Source organism: Rhodococcus sp. ARC_M5 (assembly GCF_022810405.1).
GTDB classification, from domain to species: domain Bacteria; phylum Actinomycetota; class Actinomycetes; order Mycobacteriales; family Mycobacteriaceae; genus Rhodococcoides; species Rhodococcoides navarretei.
In genome coordinates, this window is the sequence record NZ_JALGQE010000002.1 from 132977 (window position 1) to 147029 (window position 14053).

The 14053-nt window shown below is 65.4% G+C and carries 16 protein-coding genes; 6 read left to right on the forward strand and 10 right to left on the reverse strand.

Going from position 1 to position 14053, the window contains the following annotated elements:
* Nucleotides 1–47: 47 nt before the first annotated feature.
* The 3 genes from MTX34_RS03970 to MTX34_RS03980 form a co-directional block, all read right to left on the reverse strand.
* On the reverse strand, nt 48–1244 hold the full coding sequence (locus MTX34_RS03970) for an Ig-like domain-containing protein (RefSeq protein ID WP_243608536.1): 1197 nt from the start codon (nt 1242–1244) through the stop codon (nt 48–50).
* 84 nt (nt 1245–1328) lie between these two features.
* Nucleotides 1329–2879: an MBL fold metallo-hydrolase gene (locus MTX34_RS03975; protein ID WP_243608537.1), complete on the reverse strand. Its 1551-nt coding sequence runs from the start codon at nt 2877–2879 to the stop codon at nt 1329–1331.
* Nucleotides 2880–2940: 61 nt separating this feature from the next.
* Nucleotides 2941–3957 carry a UDP-N-acetylmuramate dehydrogenase gene (locus tag MTX34_RS03980; RefSeq protein WP_243608538.1) on the reverse strand — a complete coding sequence of 339 codons (1017 nt, stop codon included), beginning with the start codon at nt 3955–3957 and terminating at the stop codon, nt 2941–2943.
* A gap of 58 nt (nt 3958–4015) precedes the next feature.
* Here MTX34_RS03980 and MTX34_RS03985 point away from each other — a divergent pair, with 58 nt between their 5' ends.
* From MTX34_RS03985 to MTX34_RS03995, 3 genes are all read left to right on the forward strand, one after another.
* A complete protein-coding gene (locus MTX34_RS03985; RefSeq protein ID WP_243608539.1) occupies nt 4016–4522 on the forward strand; it encodes a DUF2505 domain-containing protein in 507 nt (168 codons plus the stop codon).
* Between the two features lie 85 nt (nt 4523–4607).
* Nucleotides 4608–5111, forward strand: coding sequence for a DUF2505 domain-containing protein (locus MTX34_RS03990; protein ID WP_032380350.1), 504 nt, complete (start codon nt 4608–4610; stop codon nt 5109–5111).
* A 119-nt stretch (nt 5112–5230) separates the two neighbouring features.
* Complete coding sequence (locus MTX34_RS03995) at nt 5231–5953, forward strand: class I SAM-dependent methyltransferase (protein ID WP_279392846.1); 723 nt, start codon at nt 5231–5233, stop codon at nt 5951–5953.
* 52 nt (nt 5954–6005) lie between these two features.
* Here MTX34_RS03995 and MTX34_RS04000 read toward each other — a convergent pair whose 3' ends face one another.
* Entirely contained in the window at nt 6006–6593 is a 588-nt protein-coding gene (locus MTX34_RS04000) for a hypothetical protein (protein WP_243596475.1), read from the reverse strand.
* Between the two features lie 110 nt (nt 6594–6703).
* Here MTX34_RS04000 and MTX34_RS04005 point away from each other — a divergent pair, with 110 nt between their 5' ends.
* The gene (locus MTX34_RS04005) at nt 6704–7450 is read left to right on the forward strand and encodes a DUF2993 domain-containing protein (protein ID WP_243596476.1); all 747 of its coding nucleotides are present in this window, start codon (nt 6704–6706) and stop codon (nt 7448–7450) included.
* 61 nt (nt 7451–7511) lie between these two features.
* Here the strand turns inward: MTX34_RS04005 and deoC are convergent, their stop codons facing one another.
* Nucleotides 7512–8165: a deoxyribose-phosphate aldolase gene (gene deoC, locus MTX34_RS04010; protein ID WP_374638807.1), complete on the reverse strand. Its 654-nt coding sequence runs from the start codon at nt 8163–8165 to the stop codon at nt 7512–7514.
* 59 nt (nt 8166–8224) lie between these two features.
* Between deoC and MTX34_RS04015 the strand changes: the two genes are divergently transcribed.
* Together MTX34_RS04015 and purU are read left to right on the forward strand one after the other, a co-directional pair.
* Nucleotides 8225–9067 (forward strand): class I SAM-dependent methyltransferase, encoded by an 843-nt coding sequence (locus MTX34_RS04015; protein WP_243608540.1) that lies wholly within the window; start codon nt 8225–8227, stop codon nt 9065–9067.
* Between the two features lie 13 nt (nt 9068–9080).
* The gene (purU, locus tag MTX34_RS04020; protein WP_243608541.1) at nt 9081–9965 is read left to right on the forward strand and encodes a formyltetrahydrofolate deformylase; all 885 of its coding nucleotides are present in this window, start codon (nt 9081–9083) and stop codon (nt 9963–9965) included.
* Nucleotide 9966: 1 nt separating this feature from the next.
* On the opposite strand, the gene MTX34_RS04025 is transcribed toward purU, so the two are convergent.
* The 5 genes from MTX34_RS04025 to MTX34_RS04045 all read right to left on the reverse strand — a co-directional run bounded on the left by MTX34_RS04025 (nt 9967) and on the right by MTX34_RS04045 (nt 14027).
* Entirely contained in the window at nt 9967–10992 is a 1026-nt protein-coding gene (locus MTX34_RS04025; RefSeq protein ID WP_243608542.1) for an alpha/beta fold hydrolase, read from the reverse strand.
* A gap of 81 nt (nt 10993–11073) precedes the next feature.
* Complete coding sequence (locus MTX34_RS04030) at nt 11074–11364, reverse strand: DUF2516 family protein (protein ID WP_121873494.1); 291 nt, start codon at nt 11362–11364, stop codon at nt 11074–11076.
* Between the two features lie 67 nt (nt 11365–11431).
* The gene (locus tag MTX34_RS04035; protein WP_243596480.1) at nt 11432–12220 is read right to left on the reverse strand and encodes a heparin-binding hemagglutinin; all 789 of its coding nucleotides are present in this window, start codon (nt 12218–12220) and stop codon (nt 11432–11434) included.
* On the reverse strand, nt 12213–12680 hold the full coding sequence (locus MTX34_RS04040) for a helix-turn-helix domain-containing protein (protein ID WP_243596481.1): 468 nt from the start codon (nt 12678–12680) through the stop codon (nt 12213–12215). The genes MTX34_RS04035 and MTX34_RS04040 overlap by 8 nt, the downstream gene beginning before the upstream one ends.
* A 72-nt stretch (nt 12681–12752) precedes the next feature.
* Entirely contained in the window at nt 12753–14027 is a 1275-nt protein-coding gene (locus MTX34_RS04045; protein WP_243596482.1) for a DUF445 domain-containing protein, read from the reverse strand.
* Nucleotides 14028–14053 lie beyond the last annotated feature (26 nt).

Sequence of the window (14053 nt, forward strand, 5' to 3'; positions counted from 1 at the left end):
GGAAATTCGTAGTGGACTACGAATTTCCGTGCACATGCGCGTAGCGCTCACACCGCACTCATCGACTCCCACGTCGGCCAGTCGATGGCCCAGTCGTACAGGTCGCCGTCGGCTGCCGAGAGGTCGATGCGAGTTCCGGTGACCTCGACGGGGTCGCCGTACATCGCCGTCTGGAAGTACCCCTGGGCGTCGGCGTCGGAGAGGTTGATGCAGCCGTTGGTGACGTTCGATGCGCCCTGCACACCGGTGGTCAGCGGGTTGGCGTGGATGAATTCACCGTTGTTGGAGATGCGCACCGCCCAGCGTTCGCGGACGTTCTCGTAGAACGGCGGGTTGGACATCAGGAAGTCCTCGTGCTTCTCGGTGACGACGTGGATGCCGCTGCGGGTGACGTTGCGGTCCTCGTTGCCCTCGCCGTAGCTGACGGGAATGTCCATGATCGTCTGGCCGTCGCGGACCACCTGCATGCGGTGGCTGGTGGCGTCGGCGACGACGATCTGACTGCGTCCGATGCTGAAGTTGAGGGTGACGTCGTCGGCCCCGTACGCGCCGTCGCCGTAGTTCACGCCGTACAGCTTGGCGTCCACCGACACCGTCGTGCCGGGTGCCCAGTAGTCGGTGGGACGCCAGTGGATGCGCGAGCCGTTGTCGTCGGGGAACCAGGCCCACGCGCCGGGCGTCGGCGGGTTCGTGGTCACCGTCAATGCCTTCTCGACGGCGGCCTTGTCGGCGATGGCCGAGTCGAACTGCAGAATGATCGGCGCGGCGATGCCGACCTCTTGGCCGTCGCCGATGTTGGTGCTCACCGAGGTACGGCTGTCGGGTTCGACGGTGGTGAAGGCACCGGCGATGTCGACGATCTTGTCGTCGCTGCCAAGGGCCGAGCCGGACCAGGTGTACTCGACGCCGTAGCCAAGGGGTTCGGTGATGGCGTACGAGGTCTTGTCCGGCGAGAGCGCGCCCTGGACTACCTTGCCGTCGGGGTTGGTCAACGCGACCTCGGTGAGCGTTCCGTCGGCCACCGAGACCGAGATCGGCGCGACGGGACTGACGTCGACGGCACCTGCGACCGGGTTCTCGGTGACCTGCGCGACGGGCGCTGCCTCGGTGGTGGGGGCTGCGGCACCCGAGCCGCCCTCCCCCGATCCGACGGTGCAGCCTGCCACGAGTGCCACCAAGGCAACGAGCACGGCGATCAACCACACCGCACGCGTCCGTTTTGTCTGTTCTACCTGCTCATGCACGTTGTCCAACGTACCTGCGTCTGCGAACTACCCCGATTTTTGGGGGCAGTCTCACAGCTGCAGGAGTGGAGCCTGCGGAATGACTCAGAGTTTGCGCGTGCGCAATTCGTGGCCTTTGGAGGTGAGGCAGCGGCCGGAATCGAGGCTCCAGTCCCACCCGTGCAAATTGCAGGTGAGCTTGTTTCCCTCGACGATGCCGAACTTCGTCAGGTCCGCCTTCAGGTGTGGGCAGCGACGTTGAATCTCGTAGCCGCCCATCGTGATCGTGGCGGTGTCGTCGTGCGCCTCGGAGAACCAGCCGTCGGCGTAGGCGATGCGCTCATCGGTGAGGCACTTGAAGAACGTGTAGAGGAATTCGTTGTAGCCGCCGACGCGTCGAGCACGGAAGCGGGTGGACAGGAAGATCGAGTTGACCCAGTCCGGCTCCTGATCACGTATGGCGGTGCGGACGAGTTCCGGCGGGATGGTGAAGCTGTAGCGGAACTTCTCGTTCGAGATCGGTTCGCGCACAATTCTTTTCGGGAAGTCGAGCACGACGGTTTCGTCGCCCATCGTGATTCCGACGGGGTAGCCGATGCCGTCGCAGATCAGATCCGTCTGCGCCATGATCGGCTCGAACAGGCCCCGCATCGGCTCGAGCAGTGGCTCGCCCTCGGCCGGAGCCCAGCCGGCTTTCTCGGCCGCGATGACCGACGCCTGACGCTGGGCGTACGCCTCGATGTAGTCGGCCTTGCCGGTGGTGAAGATGGCCTCGGCCTCGGCGGTGGGAATGGGATGCTCGTGCGAGAGCAGCTCGGAACCGTCGAACGTTGCGGCGGTGCCCGGCATCATCAGCAGGCCCTTGTCGTGCCCGTGCAGTCGCATCTGCTCGAGAAAGACCATCTGATCCGGGAACACGTTGGCCGGATCGCCGTAGACGTCGTTGAGCGAGCGCAGCTCGTCGTCGAGGAAACACGGCGGGCCTGCCGACGGGATGACCCACGTCGAGCCGACCTGCTCGATGTACTGACGCGCCCGATCCATCTGACGCTGACGCTTCTGGATACCGAAGTTCTTCTTGGCGCGCGAGACCATGTCGTAGACCATCGGGTACCAGATCGCACCCGAGTACTGCAGCATGTGCACGTCCACGGGACCGAAATTCTCGGTCATGACGTCCAGGTCCACCGGCCTCGCGTCGTTCATGTTGAACGCGACGGTCTTGCCGTCCGAGACGACCAGACCCGAGTCGCCGATGGGACCGTCTGCGGGTGCTCGCAGCGCGATGATCATGATGTCGAGATCGCCCTTGGGACCGGAGATCGTGTGCTTGACCGAGTCCGTCGTCTCGTAGAACTTGTGAAAGCCGAGCTTCTCCAGCTCGTGCTTGAGATCGAGCACCGGGTAGTCCGGCAGCAGCACCGTGGCGTCCTTGTTGACGTGCTCGGCCAGGTTCTTCGGATCGAAGTGGTCCTTGTGCAGGTGCGAGACGTAGAGGTAGTCGCAATCACCCAGAGCGTCCCAGTCCAGGGCCGAGTTGTCGGGGAACGGGAACCACGACGCGTAGAAAGACGGGTTCACCCACGGATCGCACAGGATGCTCCCGGCTTCGGTCCGAATATGGAATCCCGCATGTCCCACGCTGGTGACCTGCACTGATTTACCTCCTACGAGCTGGACGCGCAAAGCTCCATCGTATGCGCCGTTTCGAGTAGCTCTAACCCAGCGCGCAGTTGACGAGGTCACATTCGGGCGTGAGCGTGACGCCGAACTTCTCCTGCACCCCGTCTCGCACGTGCGCGGCAAGTGCCATGATGTCCGACGCGGTCGCCCCGCCCCGGTTCGTGATGGCCAGTACGTGTTTGGAGGACAGAGCTGCGGTCCCGCGGCCGAATTCGGTGCCGTAACCGCGCGGGAATCCCGCGTTCTGAATCAGCCAGGCAGCCGGGATCTTGGTACCGGCAGGGTCGGGAAAGCTCGGCGCGTGGGTCGCCTGCTCCGGCACCTCCGGCAACACCGGGTTGAGGAAGAAGGACCCCACGCTCCACGTGTCGTGATCGGCCGCGTCGATCACCATGCCGCGCTCGCCCCGCAGAGCCAGTACGGCTGCGCGGACGTCCGGCACCGGTACGACGTCGCCGATCTGCACGTCGAGACGCTCCGACAACGCCGCGTAGCGCACCGGGAGCGACTCGGTCGTCTTCTTCAGTGCGAACGTCACGTCCAGAATCACGTAGCGGGAGGACCGCTTGAACACCGACGAACGGTGCGTACCGAAACCGCACTGCTCCGGCGTCCACACCGCTGTCTCCTCGGTCTCACGGTCGTAGACGGTGAGACCGTGCAACAGCTCCGACGTCGACGCGCCGTACGCGCCGACGTTCTGAATGGGCGTCGCGCCCGTCGTTCCGGGAATCCCCGACAGCGCTTCCATACCGGACAGCCCGGCATCGATCGTCGCTTGTACGACGACATCCCACTCGACACCGGCATCGACCGTGACGATCTCGCCCTCGATGTCCAGCCGCGAGCCGGTCACCTGAATCACCCGGCCGTCGAACCCGTCGTCGCCGACGACCAGATTGGATCCACCGCCGACGACCAGCACGTCCGTTCCGGCCCGATCCGCGTCGCGCACCAGCGAAACCAACTCGTCACCCGTCGTCGCGACACAGAATTCACGGGCCGGGCCGCCCACTCGAATGGTGGTGAGCTCCGAAATTGCAGTAGGCACGGACTCTCACGCTACCGGTCGCGCACGAACGTCTTCAGTCACCCGGTAACCTGCGGGGATGCCTCGCCCCATTGAGCACAGCTCGACTGTGCCCGCCTCCGCCGACAAGGTCCATGCCGCACTGACGTCAGAGCAGTACTGGAAGGACCGCATCGAGCAGATCGGCGGCCCCGGTGCCAGCTTGAAGAGCGTCACCGTCGGCGACGGCACCATCGACGTCGTCATGACCCAGTCGGTCCCCGAAGAGGAGTTGCCGTCCGCGGTGACCGCCTTCAAGAAGGGGAACCTCATCATCGAACGCACCGAGAGCTGGGGGCCGTTCGACGGCACCCACGCCGACGGCATGTTCGGAGCGACCGTCGAGGGTGCACCGGCGCGTATCACCGGCACCACCACGCTCGACGGTGTGGGCGAGACGACGATCGTCGCACTGGCAGGCACCACCGAGGTCAAGGTCCCGATCTTCGGCGGCAAGATCGAAGCGATGATCAGCGAGCAGGTGCTCTCCCTCATCGACAACGAACAGGACTTCACCGGTAACTGGATCGCCGCGAACACGAACTGAGCAACCGGGTCGCTCCGCAGGCTCCGCTCCTGCGGACCCAACCTGGTCGTTCCGCAGGCTCCACTCCTGGGTAACCTGGCGCACTATGGCTCGCCGAATGAACTACTCCGCCCGGTTCACCCACTCGACGCAGCAGGTCTATGCAGCGCTCTCCAGTCGCGATCACTGGGATGCGCGCATCGAGGAGATGCGTAAGTACTCGGAGAACGAGCTGAAGAGCTTCGAGGTGTCCGACGCCGGAATCGACATCGTGATGCACCACGTCATCCCGCGCACCGAACTGCCCGACATCGCGCAGACGGTGATGAAGAAGGACATGGTGATCACCCGCAACGTGCACTTCGACGCCTACGAGGAAGTCACCGCGGGCCACTACGACGCGTCGATTCCGGCCGGACCGGGCTCACTCAAGGGCACCACCTCGCTGTTCCCGACCAACGGCGGCTCGACCCTGCGCACCTCCTCCGAGGCCAAGGTCTTCCTGCCGTTCATCGGAGGCAAGCTCGAGCAGCTCATGCTGGTCAACCTGATCGACCTGTGGCGCGGCGAGGGCGAAGTGACCGCCGACTGGCTCGAAAAGAACGCCTAGCCCTGAACAGTCCGAACAGGGGTCGTTCCGCAGGCTCCACTCCCCATCTGGGTCGTTCCGCAGGCTCCACTCCTGCCCCCGAAGGCGTCATCACCCGCGGCACCACCGGCATCAATCGGTTGCGTCGCAGCGACCGATGGCTGACGCACAACCCCGATGTTCGACGCGTTCTGCTCGACTCACCCGATCCCCTCGTCGTCGATCTGGGCTACGGCGCGATGCCCAACACCACGCTCGAACTCGCCGGTCGACTGCGTACCGTCCGGCCCGATGTTCGCGTGACGGGCCTCGAGATCGATCCCGCACGCGTCGTTCCGGGGAGTGACGGCGTGGAGTTCGCCCGCGGCGGTTTCGAGTTGGCCGGTTTGCGCCCCAACCTGGTGCGGGCGTTCAACGTACTGCGGCAGTACCCCGAGGACGCGGTACCGGCTGCGTGGCAACGCATTCTGTCGGGCCTGGCACCCGGCGGCCTGCTGGTGGACGGCACCTGCGACGAACTCGGTCGACGCTGCGCCTGGGTGTTGCTCGACGCCGACGGCCCGCGATCACTGACACTGGCGTGGGACCCGTTCGACGTCGCGATGCCGTCGGACATCGCAGAGCGGCTCCCGAAGGTACTGATCCACCGCAACGTCGAGGGCGAGCTGGTGCACGATCTGCTTCAGCGGGCGGACAGAGCGTGGTCGGTGTCGGCACCGCTGGCCCCGTTCGGGCCTCGACTGCGCTGGCGCGCAGCCCTGAAAGTGCTTGCCGAGCAGGGTCTTCCGGTCACTCTCCCCCGCCGGCGCATGCGCGACAACGTGTTGACGGTGCCCTGGTCGGTAGTCGCACCGAGAACGTGAATCGGGTGCAGCCGGCCGCGGTGAGCGCGGTCGGCTGCACCCGATTTCGCGGCTACGTGCAGGCCGACAGTGCCAGTTCGACGCGTTCGGCCACTCGATCGGTGCTGCTGCCTGCCTCGAAGTACAGCGCCTGCGGGTCCACCCGACCGATCGCGACGGCGTCGCACACCACCTCATCGAGGGTGATCTGGGAGATGCCACCCGCGGCGAGGTCGAGCACCGTACGCACCGGGGTGGTGAGATTGAACGTGCCTGCCGATTCGACGTCACGCGGCTCGAGCCGGAGGCGATGCACCGCGAGCCTGGTGTCGGTCAATCGAAGGTCGCCGAAGGCGCAGACATGCACGAATTGAGGGTGCAGATGCCCGAAACCGTGTAGCTCGGCCGCACTCTGGTGCGAAATCACCGCCTCGCCGCCGAACCAGGCACACCACATCGCGAACACTTCGAGCTCGCTGTGTGGCCATTGGCCGAGACGGAACAGGTTGCGCTCGACGCGAGTCCACGTGTTCGTGGCAAGGTTGACGCGCACCATCGCCGGATCGAAGCCGAGCTCCCCGGCCTGCTCGGCCGTGAAGTAGCCGTCCTGACGAGTGGCCAACGAGTGCAGTTCGTGCACGCTCGGTCCTGTCGTACTCATGACGCAAGCCTACGGCACAATGTGTTACAGGTCACAAAGTTTCGATCCGATGCCGCAGGTTCGGCGAGTTTCACAGAGCTTGCTCAGAATCATCGGGAAGACTGCCGGGAATGTCATCCACAGCCAAGCGCAGCAGCGTGCCGTTGATCGCAGTCTCCGTCGTCGTAGTCCTCCTCGTCGCCGTCATCGGCGGCGAGTTGTTCGTGCGTCAGCAGATCAAATCCTGCCTCGCCGGCCAGCTCGAATCCGAGCTCGGCAGCCAGGTGGAGGTCGGTCTCGGCCTCAAGCCGGTGCTGCTGTCGTTGGTGGACAAGAAGGTCTCCTCGGTCACCGTCGACAGCGACGACGCGCGCTTCGGCCCCGCCGAGGGCATGGTCGTGCAGGCCGAGGCACGGGATCTGAACCTGACGCAGACCGCCGACTCCGGCGGCACCATCGGCAGTTCGAGTGCCGACATCGCGTGGTCCACCGACGGCATCACGCGCACCCTGCAGAGTCAGGGCATCGGCGCGATCGTCTCCGGCGTCACCTCGGACGCGTCGGCAGGCACCCTCGAATTCGCGGTCGGCGCTCTGGCGAACCTCACCGTCGAGCCGCAGGTTGTGGACGGCAGGGTCGACTTCCAGACCGTGGATGCATCGATTCTGGGTCTCGGTATCCCGACCGATCTGGTCGACTCCGTCGTCGGCGTGCTGACCGACAGCCTGCAGGCGTACCCGTTGGACATGACGCCGACGTCGTTGACCGTCACCGACAGCGGCATCGAGCTCACCCTCGAGGGCGGGCAGTACACGATTCCGGTGACTCAGCAGGATCAGAATCAGCCGACTCCCGAGGGTTGCTCGCTCGTCGCGTAACCCATGTGAACGGAACTTCGTAGTCTGCTACGAAGTTCCGTTCACGTGCGACGCAGTCGCTCTAGTTCAGTCCGTCGAGCACCGCGCGGGTTCCCGACAGCCCCAATCGTGTTGCGCCCGCGTCGATCATGGCCAGGGCGGCCTCCGTGGTACGGATGCCGCCGCTGGCCTTGACACCCAGTCGCCCGCCGACGGTCTGTGCCATCAAGCGCACCGCCTCGACGCTCGCGCCGCCGGCCGGGTGGAACCCGGTGGACGTCTTGACGAAGTCGGCTCCGGCCTTCTCGGCGGCGCGACAGACCTCGACGATCGCGTCGTCGGACAGCGCCGCCGATTCGATGATGACCTTCAGGACAGTGCTTCCGGAGATGCCCTCGCGGACGGTGACGATGTCTGCCAGTACCGCGTTGTAGTCCCCCGCGATGGCCGCTCCGACGTCGATCACCATGTCGACCTCTTCGGCACCCTGCTGCACCGCGAGCCGTGCCTCGGACCCCTTGATCAACGAATGATGCTTGCCCGACGGGAATCCGGCGACGACGGCGGTCAGCATTCCTTCGGCGCGAATCGGCAGCATCGACGGTGAGACGCAGACGGCGAGCACTCCGAGCTCCCGGCCTTCCTCGATGAGTGCGGCCACGTCGGCCGTCGTCGCTTCGGGCTTGAGCAGCGTGTGGTCGACCATTCCGGCGAGGGCAGCGCGGGTGAGTGTCATGCCCTCCAGCTTTTCACAGCTCTGCCGTCGGGAGCCCTGTCGGTCTACGATTTTTCTTCATGACCGCAGCCTCGCTCGCCGCCACCTTCAATGCCACCAGCAGGGAGTTCGACGCGGTGACGCCGCAGGTCTGGGGGCCGGCCGGGCAATCGCTCGCCTTCGCGCTCGAGTTGGCCACCGGCGACGCGGTTCTCGACGTGTGTTCCGGCACCGGGGCGTCAGCGATTCCTGCGGCGGCGGCCGTCGGCCCCGAGGGTCTCGTGCACGCCATCGACCTCGCCGACGACCTGTTGGAGGTGGGCCGTGTGAAAGCTACCGATCGCGCCTTGCGCAACATCGACTTCGTCGTCGCCGACGCCACCGTGTGGGAGCCGCCGTCGACGGTGCCCGACGCCGGGTACGACGCACTGGCCTGTTCGTACGGCATCTTCTTCCTGCCCCATCCCGCGCAGGACTTCGCTCGTCTGGTGTCGCTCGTTCGTCCGGGCGGTCGCGTCGGAGTGACGGTGTGGCGCAAGGGTGCGATCGAGGCGTTCGCGGGCACGTTCTTCGAGGTCATCGGTGCGCATTCTCCGCCGAGCGAGCATGCCGGGTCCCTCGCGCAGGACGGGTACGACAAGCACCCGATCCGCCGGATGGAAACCGTGGATCTTCTGCGTGGGTGGCTCACCGACGTGGGCGCTACCGACGTCCGGGTCGTCGAGCTGTCCAACCACGTTCCCGCCACGGAGTCGTTCGTGTGGGATCTGGTGCTGGGCAGCGCGATGCGCGGCGCGCTGACACCGTTCGACGATGCGACTCGGGCGCAGATCCGTGCCGAGTTCACGACGCTGCTGGCCGAGTGCGGCATCGATTCGATCGATCTCGGGACACTGGTGGCAACCGGGGTCCGCACGCCCTGAGAGAATCGACGGCATGAGTTCTTCCGTATCCGAGGATCGCCGCTACGTTCTGTCGCTCGGTTGCCCCGACAAGACGGGCATCGTCGCCCGCATCTCGACCTTCCTCGCCGAGGTCGGTGGATGGATCGTCGAAGCTGCGTATCACGCCGATCCCGATACCGGTTGGTTCTTCACCCGGCAGGCCGTACGAGCGTCGTCGGTCAGCATGAGCGTCGAGGATCTGCGTGCACGGTTCGCCGAGGTGGCCGCCGAGCTGGGGCCGGAAACCGAATGGGCGCTTCACGATTCGGGCGAACCCAAGCGCGTGGTGCTGCTCGTCAGCAAGGAAGCGCATTGCTTGCACGACCTGCTCGGACGCGCCGCGGGCGGCGAACTGCCCGCCCAGATCTCCGCGGTGATCGGCAACCACAAGTCACTCGAGCCGATTGCTGCCGCGCACGGCACTCCGTTCCATCATGTCGAGTTCGCGAAGGATCCGGCCGAGCGGGGGCCCGCCTTCGAGGAGGTGCGGTCGCTCGTCGATTCCTACGACCCGCACGCGGTGGTGCTGGCGCGCTTCATGCAGGTTCTGCCGGAATCGCTGTGCGCGCACTGGGCCGGCCGAGCGATCAACATCCACCACAGCTTCCTGCCGTCGTTCGTCGGCGCGCGTCCGTACCACCAGGCGTTCGCCCGGGGCGTCAAACTGATCGGCGCGACGTGCCACTACGTCACCGCCGAGCTCGACGCGGGTCCGATCATCGAGCAGGACGTCATCCGCGTCGACCACTCCGACGAAGTCACCGACATGGTGCGCCAGGGCCGCGATATCGAGAAGTTGGTGCTCTCCCGTGGTCTGCGATGGCACCTGGAGGACCGCGTGCTGGTGCACGGCCGCAAGACCGTGGTGTTCAGCTAGATCACAAGTTACGGAGCCGAACCACCTCGGCGTTGAATTCGTCGATTGCTTCCACCGAGCTCATGTGTCCGATGCCCGGGATGACGATCAGGCGGCTCAAGTGGTCGTGGTCGTCGAGGGCGCGGGCGAGTTTGCGAGCGTGCACCGGCGGGGTCAATCGGTCGGCCGAGCCGACGAGCACGCTGGTGGGCACGGACATGTTCCCCAGTGCCTCCCGAATGTCGAGGTCGGTCAGGGCGGCTCCCCAGACCCCACGGGTCCGAGGCGCGCAATCCAGCACGATCTTCTCGCAGAACGCCACCTCGGCCGGTGTCGCTCCGGGTGCCATCGAGATGTACTTGATGGCCTGACGCACCACCGGCGACGGCCGCAGCGGAAGTGCCGAACCGAGCACAGCGCGTCCGACCGGGGTGGGCACTCGGGGGAAACGCTGCGGCAGCGGGATGACGGTGGTTTCGCGGATGAGAGAGTCGGTGGCAGTGCTGGCGAGGAGCACAGCGCTGACGAGCCGATCGACCTGCTCGGGATAGTTGCCGGCCCACGCCATGATCGACATGCCGCCCATGCTGTGCCCGACCAGGACGGCCTTGTTGTCCTCGGCGACCGTCGCGGCGAGAACTGCGGCGAGGTCGTCGGCGAGGATGTCCGGACTCAGCGGACGCGTACCGACATCACTGCGGCCGTGCCCGCGCTGGTCGTAGGTGATGACGCGATAGCGGCCGGCGAGCGCATTGATCTGCGGGTACCAGTAGTCGGCCGAGCAGGTCCAGCCGTGACTGAAGACGATCGGTTCGGCATCGGCGTCACCGTAGCTCCGAACGTGCAGGTGCGCCCCGTCATCGGTGACCACCTCGGTGAGGTGCGGTTCGTAGGTGGGGTATTGCAGTAGTTCGTCGGGCTGGACGTCGGTCGTCTTGGTGAACGAATGCAGGCGACGTCGCCGAACGACGAGTGCACCGAGACCGGCCGCCGCAGCGGCGCTGCCGATTCCGAACAGCGCGAACTCGACTGCTTTGCGTGAAACCACTGAAAATCCCCTCTACCTCGAACCCCCTGGCGGGTGCGGTAGACGGTACGCCCACAACGAAGCGGGCGTCGATGTGACCACCTACCAGCGGGGTCCGCGCTGGATACTGTCGATCTTGGGTCGGACGTCGACGAGGTACACCGCGATTCCGACGATGCCGATGATCCAGAACATGATGACCATCGGGCCGATCAGCGTGAGCAACAGTCCCACCGCCAGAATGCCCAACCAGGCGTTCTTGGTCAGCTTTCCGGCCGCGGGAAACGCATCCGGCCGTTGGCGCAGCGCATGAAAAATGGCGAACGCGGCTCCGGCAATCGAAATGATTTGCAGGATCAGGAAGATCGTCTGGGAGAAGCTGCTCGCAATCACGCCCGCCAGTGTACGAGAAACGACCCCCGCACCGCGCGGCGCAGGGGTCGTTTTCTTTACGAATGCTTTAGCGAGTGGTCTTCTTCGCCGGAGCCTTCTTGGCCGGAGCCGGGGTGGCCTTCTTCGCGGCCGGTGCCGGTGCCGTCTTCTTTGCCGGAGCAGGCGTCTTCTTGATCGGCGAGTTCGCGTTGCTGCGGGTCTTGGCCTCGACCGTGCCCGCCACGCCGCTCACCTTGTCGGAAGCGTCGATGGCCTTCTCCTTGGCCTCGTCGCCCGCCTCGTCGATGTTCTCGGCGAGCTCGTCGGCCGCGTCGGAGATCTCCTCGGCACCTTCACGAACCTTGTCCGACGCGAGGCCGGCCATGGCAGCGGCGCGCTCGCCGACTGCGCGAGTCTGCGAGGCGACGGTTCCGAGGGCCTGCTCGGTGAGGTCGACGACGTCGTTGGCAGCGGAGTTGGCGCGCTCGAGGCTCTCTTCGACTGCCGGGGTGCGGCGAATGCGCTCGACGGTCTCCTCGCCACGCTCGGCGAGCGAGGTGTACAGATCGGAGGCGACCTTCAGGTAGGCCTCGGCAACCTTGCGCAGCTCCTCGGGGGTGAACCGCTCGCGGAGCTCGGCGATCTCGTCGGGAAGCTCGGCGGGCAGGTTCGCCAGACGCTCGCGCAGGCTCTCGACGCCCTCGGTGACGTCTTCGGAAAGGTCTGCGATGCGGGCGTTGACCTCGCTGGTGCGGCTCTCGGCGCGCGAACGCACCTGTGCGACGACGTCCGCTACTGCCTGGACGACGGCGTCGCCTGCACCGACGGCTGCGAAGATGGGGGTCTTGACGTTCTCGAAGTTCTTGGAATCAGACATCGGGTGTCTCCTGTTCGTCGGGTTCGGGCTCCTGCGTCGACTCGTTCTCACGACAGAACGAGTCGTAGATCTCGATCAGCACTTGCTTCTGCCGCTCGGTGATGTGCTCATCGCCGAGCAGAGCTTCGCGCACCGGACCGTGGGGACGCGCTTCCAAGATCCCGGCCCGGACGTACAGCACCTCCGAGGAGACGCGCAGACCCTTGGCTATCTGCGCTAGCACTTCTGCGGACGGGTTTCGTAGTCCGCGTTCGATCTGACTCAGGTAGGGGTTGCTCACTCCGGCCCGGCTTGCCAGTTGCCGCATCGATACCTGTGCGGCTTCGCGTTGGGATCGGATGTAGCTGCCGATGTCCTGGGCTGCAGTCGTCACGACTGCGGCGACAAGATCCCCGGCCTCGGCAACCACCTGCGTCGCTTCGGTCGCCTTGGCGACCAGATCTCCCTCGTCCTCGGCCATCTCGGCCTCCTGTTTCGGTGTCCTACTGGACGGTACCGAAGGGTGCTAACTATTGCAAGCACTCTGCTAGCACTAGTGCCCGAAGATCAGATCCGAGATCGTGTAGATGGCCAGACCAGCGATGGAACCGACGACGGTTCCGTTGATGCGAATGAATTGGAGATCGCGTCCGACCTGGAGTTCGATCTTCTTGCTCGCTTCCTCGGCGTCCCAGCGAGCGACGGTGTCGCCGATGATCGTGGTGATCTCGTCCGCGTAGTTCGCGGCGATGTAACTCGCCCCACCGAGGAGCCAACCGTCCACCTTGCCGCGCAGTTCCTCGTCGTCGCGCAGCCGCACGCCGAGGTTGGCGGTGTTCTCCTTGATCTTGGTACGCAGCGTGCTCGTCGGATCGTCCACCGACTCGGTGATCAGCCGCTTGGCCACCTTCCACGTTGCCGCCGCGAGGCCGGTGATCTCCTCGCGCCCCATGATCTGAGCCTTGAGCTTCTCGGCCTTCTCGATCGTCACCGGGTCGTGCTGCAGGTCGTTGGCGTAATCGACGAGGAACTTGTTGGCGGCCAGGCGCACATCGTGCTCGGGGTTGGAGCGGATCTTCCAGGTGAACTCGACGAGTTCCTTGTAGACCTTCTCTCCCAACAGGGTGTCGACGAACTTCGGCGACCAGTTCGGGGAATCCCGCGCGACGACGCGATCGATCATCTCCTGGCTGCCCAGCGCCCACTGATGAGCGCGCTCGGCGAGCATGTCGATGAGCGGCAGCTGACGGTTCTCGCGAAGCAATTCGTCGAGAATGCGGCCGATCGGCGGTCCCCACTGCGGATCGGCGAGTCGGCGGACGATGGTGCTGTCGATGACGGCCGTGATGTCCTCGTCGTTGAGAACATCGACGACACCGTGCAGCACGGTCGCCGCCTCGGCCGCGACACGTTCGGCATTGTCGGGCTGGGCGAGCCAGGTGCCCAAGCGCAACGGAACCTGAGCCGACGCGACCTTCTCCGACACCACCTCGGGTGCCAGGAAGTTGCTACCGACGAACGAACTCAGACTCGCGCCCAGCTGATCCTTCTTCTTCTTGATCAGCGCCGTGTGCGGAATGGGGATGCCCAGCGGGTGCTTGAACAGTGCCGTCACCGCGAACCAGTCCGCGAGCGCGCCCACCATGCCCGCCTCCGACGCTGCCCGGACGTAGCCCACCCAGGCACCTGCCCCCGTCGACTCCTGCCACCGGCAGAACAGATAGACGATCGAGGCGAAAACGAGGAAGCCGGTCGCGACCGTTTTCATCTTGCGGAGGTCGCGGCGTTTGGTCTCGTCGTCGAAGTTCATGAGCTGCACAACCGACATTGTGCCCAGAAATGTGACGGATCAAC